Source organism: Chryseobacterium sp. SG20098 (assembly GCF_031844745.1).
Taxonomy (GTDB): Bacteria; Bacteroidota; Bacteroidia; order Flavobacteriales; family Weeksellaceae; genus Chryseobacterium; species Chryseobacterium cucumeris.
The window spans coordinates 254,480-267,124 of record NZ_CP134622.1; the positions used below are offsets into that span (position 1 = coordinate 254,480).

12 protein-coding genes, 1 pseudogene and 1 riboswitch are annotated in these 12,645 nt (G+C 36.6%); of the genes and pseudogenes, 7 read left to right on the top strand and 6 right to left on the bottom strand.

Annotation, left to right across the window (positions count from 1 at the left end; all coding sequences use genetic code 11):
* Positions 1-4 precede the first annotated feature (4 nt).
* The 5 genes from RHP76_RS01150 (at position 5) to RHP76_RS01170 (ending at position 3,806) form a co-directional block, all read left to right on the top strand.
* Entirely contained in the window at positions 5-373 is a 369-nt protein-coding gene (locus RHP76_RS01150; RefSeq protein ID WP_311229284.1) for a VOC family protein, read from the top strand.
* Between the two features lie 71 nt (positions 374-444).
* On the top strand, positions 445-987 hold the full coding sequence (locus RHP76_RS01155) for a hypothetical protein (protein ID WP_311229285.1): 543 nt from the start codon (positions 445-447) through the stop codon (positions 985-987).
* A 216-nt stretch (positions 988-1,203) separates the two neighbouring features.
* The gene (locus RHP76_RS01160) at positions 1,204-1,944 is read left to right on the top strand and encodes a hypothetical protein (RefSeq protein ID WP_120230812.1); all 741 of its coding nucleotides are present in this window, start codon (positions 1,204-1,206) and stop codon (positions 1,942-1,944) included.
* A gap of 68 nt (positions 1,945-2,012) precedes the next feature.
* Positions 2,013-3,035, top strand: a complete 1,023-nt coding sequence (locus RHP76_RS01165; RefSeq protein ID WP_311229286.1) for a sensor histidine kinase — start codon at positions 2,013-2,015, stop codon at positions 3,033-3,035.
* A gap of 3 nt (positions 3,036-3,038) precedes the next feature.
* The gene (locus RHP76_RS01170; RefSeq protein WP_311229287.1) at positions 3,039-3,806 is read left to right on the top strand and encodes a LytR/AlgR family response regulator transcription factor; all 768 of its coding nucleotides are present in this window, start codon (positions 3,039-3,041) and stop codon (positions 3,804-3,806) included.
* 23 nt (positions 3,807-3,829) lie between these two features.
* Here RHP76_RS01170 and RHP76_RS01175 read toward each other — a convergent pair whose 3' ends face one another.
* Positions 3,830-4,291 carry an Lrp/AsnC family transcriptional regulator gene (locus RHP76_RS01175; RefSeq protein ID WP_311229288.1) on the bottom strand — a complete coding sequence of 154 codons (462 nt, stop codon included), beginning with the start codon at positions 4,289-4,291 and terminating at the stop codon, positions 3,830-3,832.
* A 195-nt stretch (positions 4,292-4,486) separates the two neighbouring features.
* A riboswitch (cobalamin riboswitch) is annotated at positions 4,487-4,673 on the top strand.
* A 178-nt stretch (positions 4,674-4,851) separates the two neighbouring features.
* On the opposite strand from RHP76_RS01175, the pseudogene metE reads away from it, so the two are divergent.
* Positions 4,852-7,083 (top strand): annotated as a pseudogene (metE, locus tag RHP76_RS01180) (5-methyltetrahydropteroyltriglutamate--homocysteine S-methyltransferase); the annotation flags it as partial.
* A 210-nt stretch (positions 7,084-7,293) separates the two neighbouring features.
* Here the strand turns inward: metE and RHP76_RS01185 are convergent.
* Together RHP76_RS01185 and RHP76_RS01190 are read right to left on the bottom strand one after the other, a co-directional pair.
* Positions 7,294-8,091, bottom strand: a complete 798-nt coding sequence (locus RHP76_RS01185) for a helix-turn-helix domain-containing protein (protein WP_120230817.1) — start codon at positions 8,089-8,091, stop codon at positions 7,294-7,296.
* Between the two features lie 114 nt (positions 8,092-8,205).
* The gene (locus tag RHP76_RS01190; RefSeq protein ID WP_120230818.1) at positions 8,206-9,621 is read right to left on the bottom strand and encodes an aldehyde dehydrogenase family protein; all 1,416 of its coding nucleotides are present in this window, start codon (positions 9,619-9,621) and stop codon (positions 8,206-8,208) included.
* Positions 9,622-10,119: 498 nt separating this feature from the next.
* Between RHP76_RS01190 and RHP76_RS01195 the strand changes: the two genes are divergently transcribed.
* Entirely contained in the window at positions 10,120-10,755 is a 636-nt protein-coding gene (locus RHP76_RS01195) for a DUF1062 domain-containing protein (protein ID WP_120230819.1), read from the top strand.
* A gap of 79 nt (positions 10,756-10,834) precedes the next feature.
* Here the strand turns inward: RHP76_RS01195 and RHP76_RS01200 are convergent, their stop codons facing one another.
* The 3 genes from RHP76_RS01200 to RHP76_RS01210 form a co-directional block, all read right to left on the bottom strand.
* Positions 10,835-11,236, bottom strand: a complete 402-nt coding sequence (locus RHP76_RS01200) for a DoxX family protein (protein WP_120230820.1) — start codon at positions 11,234-11,236, stop codon at positions 10,835-10,837.
* Positions 11,237-11,249: 13 nt separating this feature from the next.
* Positions 11,250-11,870, bottom strand: a complete 621-nt coding sequence (locus tag RHP76_RS01205; protein ID WP_120230821.1) for a hypothetical protein — start codon at positions 11,868-11,870, stop codon at positions 11,250-11,252.
* A 65-nt stretch (positions 11,871-11,935) separates the two neighbouring features.
* Positions 11,936-12,538 carry a Crp/Fnr family transcriptional regulator gene (locus tag RHP76_RS01210; protein ID WP_120230822.1) on the bottom strand — a complete coding sequence of 201 codons (603 nt, stop codon included), beginning with the start codon at positions 12,536-12,538 and terminating at the stop codon, positions 11,936-11,938.
* Positions 12,539-12,645 lie beyond the last annotated feature (107 nt).

Consider the following 12,645-nt stretch of genomic DNA (forward strand, 5'->3'; position numbering starts at 1 on the left):
GAGTATGAATCCAAAATTTGAAGCAGGAATTAATATCGCTATAAAAATTCCAAAAAATAAATATGAAAAAACAGTTGCCTTCTACAGAGAAATTTTGAAATTAGAAGTGAAGGAAAGACCCATTAATAACGATACGGTTTCCAGAACTCACGAGGTAAAATTCGGAAATAATATTATTTGGCTGGATTGTGTCGACAATTATACCCATTCCGAAACCTGGCTGCAGCTCACGGTTCCGGATGTAGAAGCGGCCACAGAATACTTACGGTCAAACGGTGTGGAAACCTGTGACGAGATTGAAGAACTTCCTGACAACATGCACTGGATTACTGATCCTGCAGGTACTGTGTTCAATGTACAGGAAAGAAAATAACAAAAGACAGAACAATGTAGAAAATTTTAATACCTTTAACCATCAAACCATTAAAATTTTAAAACATTCTCATGCAGACGAAACCATTCAATTTCATTGTAACCCTCTTTTTTCTGGTATTAAGTATGACTGTATTTTCACAGAAAACAGCAGCTTTGAATTCTTTACTGGACAAAAATTCAGAATTTATATTCCCACAGACACCTGATAAAATATCAAAAGCACTGAATGTAAAAACCGTTTTTTATGAAGATGCCAACGAAGAAAAATATGCAAAATGGCCAATGAAAACAGGGCTGGAGCTTTATTGTGGTCTTGGAAAAGATAATGCTGTCAATGAGATGTTTTTCGCAGCTTCAGACAATAAATCTTTAGTGGTGGAAGGGCTTCCTTTTGGCCTTGTGCTGAATAAAAGTACCTTACAGGATAGTAAAACCAGGTTCACTAAATACAATGCTAAAACGCAAAAATTAGGAGCTGACAGTGAATTTCCAGGTGGATCAAAACTTGTTTTTAAAAAAGGAAAACATTATGCAACATTGTTTTTTGACAATAAAAACCTGTTGAAATCATTAGGTTTAACACCAACGCTTATTGATCCGGCAGCTAATTAATTGCTGAAAATTACAATCATATCACACCCGTCATTTTTTGATGGGTGTTTTTATTTACCGGATCAGTTACGAAAAAAGAAGGATATAAAATACTCAATGATGAAAGTGCTTCATTCATTTCTTTATTTCCTTAGTTCATTGTTTTCTGATTGAATGGCAGACAGGGTTATCATAGCTTTGACCTGTCAAAACAAAAACAATTAACAAGATAACAGTATGAACAGAGAACTCATTTTTTTAAGAACATTTGCCTTTACAGCAGCCATTGGAATTGTATTTTTAACTGCTTCAGCCTTTAAAATATCCGGAAATCAGAAGTTTACTGAAATAGATGTGGAAAGAATCAATATCGTCGAAAAAGACGGTACGGTAAAAATGATCATTACCAATGTCGGAAAATTTCCTACAGGAGAAGAAAAAATAAACAGCAGGCCCACCAATAAAACAAGAAAGAAACGTTCCGGTATGCTCTTTTTCAATGAAGAAGGAATCGAATGCGGAGGTTTTATCTATGACGGACAGAAAAATCAGAACGGCCACAGTTCAGGGTTATCTCTAACTTACGACCAGTATGATGGTGATCAGGTCATGCAGCTTTTGACCCAGGATTATAAGAAAGGTGACAAAAGAGTAGTGTCCAGCGGGCTTTATTTCAATGATCGTCCTTCAAAAGAATCACAAATAAAAACAGGAGAAATCTTTGCGGAGCTGGATCAGATGAAAGATCCTGAAGCTGCACAGAAAAAATACAAAGAATATCAACAGCAGGGACTTATCGGAGGAGCACCAAGAATGATGCTTGGGAAAACCAAAGATGAACATAACGGACTGTTTTTATTTGACAGCAAAGGAAAACCAAGAGCCAGATTCTGTGTAGATAAAAATAATGAAGCCAAACTGGATTTTTTAGATGATAACGGAAATGTTACCGCATCATTTCCTGAAAAGAAAAAATAATATTGTAAAAAACAGCCCTGTAAAAATATAGGGCTATTTTTGTAAAAAAGTGATCCTTCATAAAACCAATGAAAACCCTTTTAAAAAAGATTAATCAAAACAGATACTTCCTGCTGTTTATCCTTTTGTTTGCCTATGTACAGTCTATCCATACCCGTATAGGAATAAGACGAACACTGGATTGGTATATTTTCACTCCGGAAGCGGCTGTTGTTACACTCATCAGTTCCTGTATTCTGTTTTTTGTCATTGATTTTTTTATTAAAAACTGGCAGAAATCATCAACGTTCAGTATAGCCGAAATCCTGAAAATATTCAGTTTTTCATTGCTAACCTATCTTTTGGTGATGAAAATAATAGGCTTTGTGATTGCTCTTATTTTTGGGAAAGTTGAGAAAAATTTTAATCAGCAAGTTGTTATTCTTTCTACTTTTTCAGATTTGATAGGAGGCTTTATCTATGGAAGTTTTTTTCTGGCGTACCGTTACTACAAAAAAAATACAGAAAATCAGAAACAATTGGCTCTATATGATCATGCCCTGTCTGAAAGTAAAATTAATCAACTGAAAACCCAGCTTAATCCTCATTTTTTATTTAATAATCTCAATATTCTGGATCAGTTAATAGAAGAAGACAAGCACAAGGCTTCAGATTTTCTGAATGAATTTGCAGAAATATATCGGTATGTTTTAGATGTTTCCGATAAAAAAATAGTGTCCGTGGAAGAAGAACTGGCTTTTGCACAGAAATATTTTAACCTGATACAATACAAATACGGAAATGCTTATTTATTAACAATCAATTCTGTTAAATTATCAGGCTATATCATCCCGCTTTCATTACAATTGTTACTTGAGAATGCGGTTCAACATAACCTTGGTACTATTGATAAACCTGTCCAGATCACACTAAAAACAGACAAGACAATAACCGTTTCGAGTAATGTAATCCCTAAAAGAAACCGTAAAAAGACATCAGGAAGAGGATTAAATAATCTTAAGGAACAATATCAACTTTTAACAGATCAGCAGGTAAATATTTTAAAAACAGAAACTCAATTTTCAGTTACCATTCCTATAATTCCAGCATAAAATATGATAAAAGTAGTAATCATCGAAGACGAAATTCCTGCAAGAAACAAATTAAAACGTTTCATCAGCGGACTGGAAACTCCTATTGAAATTGTTGCTGAAATTGATACCGTAGAAAAGGCTGTTGTTTTCTTAAAAAATTCATCTGTTGATCTGATCTTTTCCGATATTGAATTATTGGATGGGAATGCTTTTGAAATCTATGATCAGGTGAATATATCATGTCCGGTTATTTTCACCACAGCGTATGATCAGTTCTGGATGAATGCCTTTGAAAGCAACGGAATTGAATATTTATTAAAACCTTTTTCACAGAGCCGTTTCCAAAAAGCATGGGATAAATTTCTTTTATTAGGAAAAACTCATTCAGAACCACAAGATGTTTTGGCAAAACTTCAGCAAATGCTGAACAACAACAATACACAGAAAAATTATAAGAAAAGATTCACTGTCAGTTCACATCAGGGGCTTTATTTTATCAATACGGAAGAGATCTCTTTCTTTGGAGCAGAAGAAGGAGTTGTTTTTGCTTTTGATACAGCAGGAAAAAAACATCTGTTGAATGAATCTACTTTAAAAGAAATTGAAATGCAGTTAAATCCTTCTGATTTTTTCAGGATCAACCGTAGTGAGCTTGTTCAGAAACATCATATTGAAAGAATAGAGCGATACAATAAAAATACACTTTCCGTTCAGATAAAAGGGCAGAAAGATCATCTTGTCACAAGCCAAAGCAATACTTCCTCGTTCAGAAAATGGATTGAAGAATAAATAGGTTTTCCGGTTTTATTCCATTAAATAGTCAGTCCATGGTTATTTTTTACCTCAGCCATCACAAACGTACTGTGGGTACTCCCTATGGAATCCACAGATCCAAGCTTATTGAATACAAAATCCTGATAATGCTTCATATCCCGTACCTGAACTTTCAGAAGGAAATCAAAATCCCCGGAAATATTGTAACATTCGGCAACTTCTTCGATTTCTAAAATCTCCTTTACAAAATCATAACCTATCGATCTGTCGTGAATTTTGAGCTTGATCTGGCAGAAAACCGTAAATCCGCGATTCAGTTTTTCGGCATCAAGAACGGCCGCATATCTTTTAACAAAACCTTCCTGTTCAAGCCTTTTTACCCTTTCAAAAACAGGTGAGGTAGAAAGATTTACCTCTTTCGCAAGTTCCTTAACGGTGAGTTTAGCATTTTTCTGGAGCAGCCTTAGCAGCTGTAAGTCCTTATCATCGAATTGTTCCACAGAATATTATTCTTTTAAATGATTAAAACATTCAAATGTACAGAATTTTATGCTTTTATTTTTGTTTTTAAAAGTTTAATTTGCTTAATTATTTGATAATAATTGTATTTTTATTCTGTATTGCTAATTTTACACAAAATTAAAAACTTTTACTGATGACCATAGTTAAAGGTAAAAGTACAGTTCTTTACAGATACTTCATCAAACAGAAAAGGTTTTACTTAACGTAGATTAATAGGGAATCGTGTGCAAATCACGAGCTGTCGCGCAACTGTAAGTAACACACCAAAGGTTTCTGTCCTTGCAGATCCACTGCCAAAAGCGGGAAGGATGACGGAAACTGTTACAAGTCAGGAGACCTGCCTTTACTGAATTGACAATGCTTTCGCGGTCTGAAGCTTTGGGGTCATACAGATAATATATCGGATTCGGGTATTTTCTTTTGTAAAGGAAATTACGCTGTCTGCTATGTCATGACTTTCCTGAAACTTCTTCCGATAAAACATTACGAAGCCTTTTAAAGAACTTTCCCAATAAGTTTAATTAAAAAGTTTTAAAAAATGCAAACTCACATCCTTGGCTATCCGCGTATTGGTAGCAAAAGAGAACTCAAAAAAGCCTGCGAACAGTATTGGTCAGGTAAAATCCTTTTGGAAGAACTTCTGAATACCGGAAGAACTATCTGTAACCAAAACTGGAATATCCAGAAAGAAGCAGGGATAGACCTTATCCCGTGTAATGATTTTTCATACTATGATCAGGTGTTGGATATGAGCCTTGTAGTAGGAGCCATTCCAACACGTTACCATGAAGTGGTGCTTAAAAAGAATAATACTGAATTGGATCTTTATTTTGCAATGGCAAGAGGATATCAGAAAGACGGATTGGATATCACTGCCATGGAAATGACCAAGTGGTTCGATACCAACTATCACTATATCGTTCCGGAATTTTATAAAAATCAACAGTTTAAACTGAGCTCAGATAAGATTTTCAATGAATTTGCCGGAGCAAAACAAGCGGGAATCAATGCAAAACCGGTGATTATCGGACTGGTTTCTTATCTGTTATTAGGAAAAGAAAAAGAAGAAGGCTTCGATAAATTGGATCTGGCTGGAAATCTTCTTCCAGTCTATACAGAGATTTTAACCAAACTTCAAGACCAGGGTGCGGAATGGATTCAGTTTGATGAACCTTTTCTGGCGTTGGATTTAACAGAAAAAGCCAAAGAAACGTATCTTTCTGTGTATGCCGAAATCAGAAAACGTTTTCCGAAACTGAAATTTATCGTTGCCACTTATTTTGACGGATTAAAAGATAATGCATCAATTGCTGTTTCCCTTCCGGTGAATACATTGCATATTGATCTGGTGAGAAATCCTGAACAGTTAGATGATATTCTGAATGTTATTCCGGAAAGCTTAGGCCTTTCATTAGGAGTAACCGACGGTAGAAATATCTGGAAAAATGATTACGAAAAATCATTGTCTTTCATCAGAAAAGCTGTTGAGAAATTAGGATCTGAAAGAATTCTGATTGCACCATCATGTTCATTGCTTCATTCACCTTGTGACCTTGATTTTGAAACCAGTCTTAATCCTGAAATTAAAAACTGGCTGGCTTTTGCTAAACAAAAAGTAAAGGAAGTCGTAACGCTTAAACAACTGGCATCCGGAACGGAAAATGAACAGGTTCTTGAAGCATTTGAAGAAAATAAAAGAGCCATTGAAAGCAGAAGAACTTCTTCTCTTATCCATAATGATCAGGTAAAACAGAGAGTGAATTCAGTTACTGAAAAAGATGCTCAGAGAATAAATACTTTCAAAATCCGTAAAGAAGAACAGCAGGAAGTATTGCAGCTACCATTATTTCCAACCACTACAATCGGATCATTCCCTCAAACCACAGAAGTAAGAAGCTGGAGAGCAAAATTTAAAAAAGGAGAGCTTACTGCAGAACAATATGATACCTTATTGAAACAGGAAACGCAGAGAACAATCCGCTGGCAGGAAGACATCGGAATTGATGTATTGGTTCATGGAGAATTTGAACGAAACGACATGGTGGAATATTTCGGGGAACAGTTGGAAGGATTTGTATTCACTAAAAACGGTTGGGTACAAAGCTACGGAAGCCGTTGTGTGAAACCTCCTGTGATTTTCGGTGATGTTTCCCGCCCGACTCCGATGACGGTGTATTGGTCTCAATATGCCCAATCTCAGACTGAAAAATGGGTAAAAGGTATGTTGACAGGTCCGGTTACGATTTTACAGTGGTCTTTTGTACGTGATGATCAGCCTCGTTCAGAAACTTGTAAGCAGATTGCTTTGGCAATTCGTGATGAGGTAGTGGACCTGGAAAAAGCAGGAATCAGAATTATTCAGATTGATGAACCTGCCATCAGAGAAGGACTACCATTAAGAAAAACAGACTGGCAGAATTATCTGAAATGGGCAGTGGAAGCTTTCAGAATTTCAGCAAGCGGAGTGGAAGATGCTACCCAAATTCACACTCACATGTGTTATTCTGAGTTCAATGATATTATTGAAAACATTGCCGATATGGATGCAGATGTCATTACCATAGAATGTTCACGTTCTCAGATGGAACTGCTGAATGCTTTCGCCGATTTCAAATATCCGAATGAAATTGGTCCTGGAGTATACGATATTCACTCACCAAGAGTTCCTTCAAAAGAAGAAATGATTGAATTGCTGAGAAAGGCTCAGAATGTCATTCCTGCCAACCAACTTTGGGTAAACCCTGATTGTGGACTGAAGACAAGACATTGGTAAGAAACTGAAAAAGCTTTAATTGCAATGGTTGCCGCTGCTAAAGAAGCTTCAATAGAATATGCACTTTAAAAAACTTTAGAAATAATTAGATTCAATTATTCAGATCGTGCCATGATATTCATGGCACGATTTATTATGGTAATCCGGTGAAATGTTGTTGAAGTAAAGTTTTACTATTGTGTTTTATAATAAACATGTGTTTCTGAACTATTTTGCCTGTAAAGCACTTGGCGGATAGCCAAACTGTTTTTTAAACGCAAACGAGAAATGCGATAGATTTTCAAACCCAAGATCCAGATAAATATCAGAAACTGATCTTCCTTTTTGGGTAAGCAGAAAATGGGCTTCCTTTAATCTCCGAAGCTGCAGCCACTGTCTTGGCGGAATTCCGAATATCTTTTGAAAATCCCTTTTAAATGCAGACAGACTTCTCCCTGTTAAATAAGCAAAACGCTCTACATTGACATTGAAATGAAAGTTTTTATTCATAAAAGATTCAATATCTATTTTATAGGGTTCGGAAAAATCAAACAAAATATCCTTAAGGCCGGGATCGTAATTCAACAGTAAGAGGAGAGCTTCTTTTTGTTTAAGCTTCAGTATTTCTTCAGAAGCAGGAAGATCTTCATACGGTAATAATGAGTACATAAAAGAATGTAATGCCTTTTGCTCCGGTTTTATATAGGCCTGGACATTGTCCTTTTTTTCTGCCTGATATCCATACTCACGGCTGAAGTCATGAAGCATGGCATCGTCAAAATAGATGGATATGGTTCTGATTTCCCCGTTTTTGGGTGGATATTTTGCGAATTTCAATAAACTGTTTTTCCTTGCAGAATAGAGTTCTCCTTCTTTAAATGTCGTTTTTGTGATGCCATCATTAAGTTCCATTTCCCCGGAGAGCACCAGGCCGAGGCTGTGAATCCGTGCAAACTGTTCTCCTTCCCTGAATTCTGAAAAATGACAGGAGTAATTGATGGGAAAAGGAATATTATTTTCGCTCATAGCTCAAAAAGTTATTTCTTGATCAATTCTTATTCAAACTTACAAAACTTTTCAGGATCATAGAATCTCCACAGCAAAGTAATCCCGAGATATTTTGCTATGAAGAAGATCATATTAAGCCAGAATCGTTTTGGGTTCCAGGTAAGCTTCCAGTCCGAATACACCAAACTCACGTCCGATACCGCTTTGTTTGAAACCTCCGAAAGGTGCATAAGGATCGTGGGCAAACCCATTAATGCAGATTCTTCCGGCATCAATCTGTACGGCTACACGTTCTGCATGTTCTTGGTTGGCAGAACTGATATAAGCTGCAAGACCATATGTAGTATCATTGGCAATAGCAATGGCTTCCTCTTCATTGGCATAAGGAATAATAGACAGTACAGGTCCGAAAATTTCCTCTTGCGCAATACGCATATCATTACGGACATTGGTAAAGATGGTCGCTTTTACAAAATTACCGCTTTCAAGACCTTTCGGTTTTCCTTCACCACCTGCAAGCAGAACGGCTCCTTCTTCCTGTCCCAGACGGATATAACTTTGTACTCTTTCAAATTGTTTTACACTCACCATTGGGCCTACAAGAGTGTCTTCTTCGTCAGGATTTCCTACTTTTACTTGTCCTGCGGCTTTTTTAGCAAGTTCATTTACCTCCTCCAGCCTGTTTTGAGGAACCAGCAATCGGGTAGGGGCGATGCAAGCCTGGCCATTGTTCATATAAGCCCCGAAAACGGCCGTAGGAATTGCTTTTTCAAAATCGGCATCTTCCAGGATAATATTAGGAGACTTCCCTCCAAGTTCTAAGGTTACTCTTTTCATCGTATCTACAGCTCCTTTAGCAATCGCTTTTCCCGTTAATGTAGATCCTGTGAAAGATATTTTAGCGATATCAGGATGCTGGGTAATTTCATTTCCCACTACATTTCCTAATCCGTTAACGATGTTGAAAACTCCTTCCGGTAAACCTGCTTCATGAAAACATTCGGTAAGCAGCTGGGTTTGTGCCGCACTCATTTCACTGGGTTTGATCACAGCTGTACATCCTGCAGCGATGGCAGTGGCCAGTTTATTACAGATAAAGCTGTTGCTGGCATTCCATGGGGTAATGATTCCAACTACACCTAAAGATTCAAAACGTACTTTGGAATGTCCTACCGTTCTTTCGAAATCATAAGATTCTAAAGTATTGATCGTAGCTGTAAAGGCAGAGATTGCATTTTGGACACTCATTCTGCTGAACTGTAAAGTTCCTCCATATTCATTCACCATAACAGCAACCAACTCATCTTCTCTTTTGCTTACAGCTTCATGCAGTTTTCTGAGAAAATGAATCCTTTCTTCCTTTGTTGTTTTTGAAAAAGTTGAAAAAGCTTTCTTTGCTGCTGCAATGGCCATTCTGGTATCTTCTTCATTTCCAAGAACCACTTCTCCGGTTTTTTGGTTGGTAACGGGATTGATAAGATCAAAAGTTTCTGTTCCTCGTGGCGTAACAAATTCGCCATTGATGTAAATTTTATTAATCTGATTCATTTTTGATGATTTTAATACCACAAAGTTCGGCAGAAACGGAAAAGACGGGTTTGTTGTAAAGTTCAATTTTTCTTTGTTGTATGGTCCATTTTAGAGATTGTCCATTTGGTTTTTTGAATTTACCTGTGAAAAATGCTCTGTTCTTCGATAAAATTGACTACTTTTATCATAACCAAGTAAATAAAACGTTTTGAGAACAACTCTTAAACTTATTTTCGCTTAGTATCAGTCTCAGTAACCACAGGCTGATCGTTCTTTCGTTTGGGTAATTCTGCCCGAACAGGTTTTTATTTCATCATATTATTTATCGTATTCACTGTTAAAGGTGACTTTATCTCTGCTATTCCGGCTTTGACCAATGCTATTGATCAAAACTTTACTACATAGAGAAACTATAGCTTACCTCATCTTTGAATTATACTACAGAGGTATACCTTTCTGTAATGCGTGAATAATATGGAAAAAATCCAAAAAGAATATTAAGCACGATTATAAGTAATGAATACCCAATATATCTGGGAGGTAAAAGCGAAAAATACTCCCTTACTCAAAAAGAAATGCAATCAATGTAACAGCGACAGATTTCAATGCAGTGATAAATTCAGACTGAATGCCCAGAAAAAGAATATTGATATATGGCTGATTTACCGGTGTGTAAAATGCAGCAATACCTATAATATGACCGTATTTTCAAGAATCAGAACAGAATCAATCAGTAAAGAAATATTCCGTAAATTCTCAGAAAACAATGTGGAAACTGCCTGGCAATACGCTTTCTCACAGGAAATGAGAAGAAAAAATAATCTGGAAGCCGACTGGGACAGTGTGGAATATGAAATTCTGTACCCCAATCTTCCCGTAGAAGATCTTATGAATAGGGAAGATGAGTTCATTTCTTTTCAAATACAGTCTTCTTTTGATTTTAATATGAGAGTCTCAACAGTCATGCGAATCTGTTTAGGGCTTTCATCATCTAAACTGAACCTCTTGCTTGCTTCAGGTAAGGTTTACTTTAATGAGAAGCCTCTTCAAAAGAAATATAAGTTCAAGAATGGAGATATTGTTGATATCAACAGGCAGGAGCTGATCAATATTTATCTTATCGGAAAAGAAAATTTTTTCTCAACACAGTAAATGATCAATCATTATAAAAGCCTTCCGGTTGTTGATCGGGAGGCTTTTTATTGAGTTCACTTTATGTATTTCATTGGGATTAATCCCATTTATTTTGGGTTGAAACTGCATATTTTCCTGCGCCGGTAAAGAAAAAGCTTAAGCTTACAAGCATATAGATGACAAGCAGTTCCAACGCCCAGCCTCCAAAGTCATTAAGCTTGAAAATATTGGCTGTTTGCGCCAGTAGGGTAGCCGTGAAGCAATTGGCAGCAAAGATTAATCCTGCCAGACGGGCCCGGAATCCTAAGATCAACAGTACAGGAGCTATAATTTCTCCCACAAATACACCATAGGCAAAGAATGATGGTAAGCCGTACATGATCATCATGTCCTCAATAAACCCAATTCCGTGAATCAACTTACTGATTCCATAAACAGACATGGGAAATCCGATTGCTATTCTGGTGATCAGTAATCCTAAATCAATGTTCTTTTTCATTTCTTATCATTATTTAAAAGTTATATTTTACAAATGCCCCGATATTTTCCAGGGTCTTTTTTCCGTTATTAAACTGGTCGAAATTGGAAGCCAGCCCGTACATCATTTTATTCTGTTTTACTCCTAATCTGACAAACTGTAACCCTCTGGGGTATCCGCTGTCATCAAGATTCCCAATAGCGAGTACACTGAAGTATCCTTTGAAATTTTCTGTAAGATATGGGGTGTATTCAAATGATACAGACTGTTCAAGAGAAAATCCTTTCTGATACGTAGTTCCTATAGAGTAGGAAAGTGAATAGGAGGACTGGATGATTTTATATTGCAGGTAAATACTGAAAAATGCGCCGGGATTTTTCATTCCCAATGCCGCATTGGCACTTAGTCTTTTGGTAAGATTATACGAGAGGGTATTTCTGATGAAGAATATGTTTTCTTTATCTTTGGTATATTCTGTATCAAATAGGGTAAGATTGTTCAGTTTCAACCGTTCATTCAGCTGATAATTGATATTGTGCATATAAGTATAGGAGCGATGTCCTAAAACAAGATCCGGGGTATAGGAAAGCTGCTGTGCATTCAGGCTCAGGGAAGCTGATGCAAGAGCTGTTATAGCGATAATTTTTGCCTTCATATTTCACTCATTAAATTTCTGTGAGCAAAATTATTCAGGCCGGAACGGAATAAACTTAAGAAATCTTAAGAAACGTCAGACAGGTGTTTTTTTCTCAGATAGCTGAGGTATTCAACGGTGATTCCGAGGTAGGAAGCGATCATGTATTGAGGAAAACGCTGTTCGATATTACGGTAAGTAGTGACAAATGTGCGGTATTTGGTATAAGCATCAACGCGGGAATGTTCAAAGGTTCTTTCCTGTAAAGTAACATAGGCAGATTGCATTTTCAGGCGCCAGAATTCTGAGACAGCCGGAACTTCTTTGTACAATAATTCCAGATTATTTTTACTGATCTGGATGATGGTGGTATCTTCATTAGCCTGAATAAACATTCTTGAAGGTAGCTCACTCAGATAGCTGTAAAGATCATTCACCCACCAGTTTTCAATGCCCAGCTGAGTGGTATTTTCTTTTCCTTTTTCATCAATGTGGTACGCATAGAGACTTCCTTGTGCAATGAAACGCATATGTCTGGAAACCTGTCCTTCGCGAAGCAGATAATCTTTCTTTTTAAGTTGTATAATTTCTAATTTGGAACTAATACAGTCAATATCATTGTCTTTTAAAGAGACAATTTCTCTAAAGTGTTCTATGAGTTGTGAAACTATTGTATCTGTATCTATCATTAGATTTTGTACGTATAGGCACAAATTTACGCAAATATTAAATTACGGAAGTAAGATGAAACGATTATACATAAGAAGACCACAATTTATCATGTAAATTGTGGTCT

Excerpts from the sequence above, each read along its gene's own strand:
- RHP76_RS01160 (WP_120230812.1), top strand. The coding sequence starts at position 1,204 with ATGAACAGAGAACTCATTTTTTTAAGAACATTTGCCTTTACAGCAGCC.
- RHP76_RS01185 (WP_120230817.1), bottom strand. The coding sequence starts at position 8,091 with ATGAGCGAAAATAATATTCCTTTTCCCATCAATTACTCCTGTCATTTT.
- RHP76_RS01190 (WP_120230818.1), bottom strand. The coding sequence starts at position 9,621 with ATGAATCAGATTAATAAAATTTACATCAATGGCGAATTTGTTACGCCA.
- RHP76_RS01195 (WP_120230819.1), top strand. The coding sequence starts at position 10,120 with ATGAATACCCAATATATCTGGGAGGTAAAAGCGAAAAATACTCCCTTA.
- RHP76_RS01150 (WP_311229284.1), top strand. The coding sequence starts at position 5 with ATGAATCCAAAATTTGAAGCAGGAATTAATATCGCTATAAAAATTCCA.
- RHP76_RS01210 (WP_120230822.1), bottom strand. The coding sequence starts at position 12,538 with ATGATAGATACAGATACAATAGTTTCACAACTCATAGAACACTTTAGA.
- RHP76_RS01165 (WP_311229286.1), top strand. The coding sequence starts at position 2,013 with ATGAAAACCCTTTTAAAAAAGATTAATCAAAACAGATACTTCCTGCTG.
- RHP76_RS01200 (WP_120230820.1), bottom strand. The coding sequence starts at position 11,236 with ATGAAAAAGAACATTGATTTAGGATTACTGATCACCAGAATAGCAATC.
- RHP76_RS01170 (WP_311229287.1), top strand. The coding sequence starts at position 3,039 with ATGATAAAAGTAGTAATCATCGAAGACGAAATTCCTGCAAGAAACAAA.
- RHP76_RS01155 (WP_311229285.1), top strand. The coding sequence starts at position 445 with ATGCAGACGAAACCATTCAATTTCATTGTAACCCTCTTTTTTCTGGTA.
- RHP76_RS01205 (WP_120230821.1), bottom strand. The coding sequence starts at position 11,870 with ATGAAGGCAAAAATTATCGCTATAACAGCTCTTGCATCAGCTTCCCTG.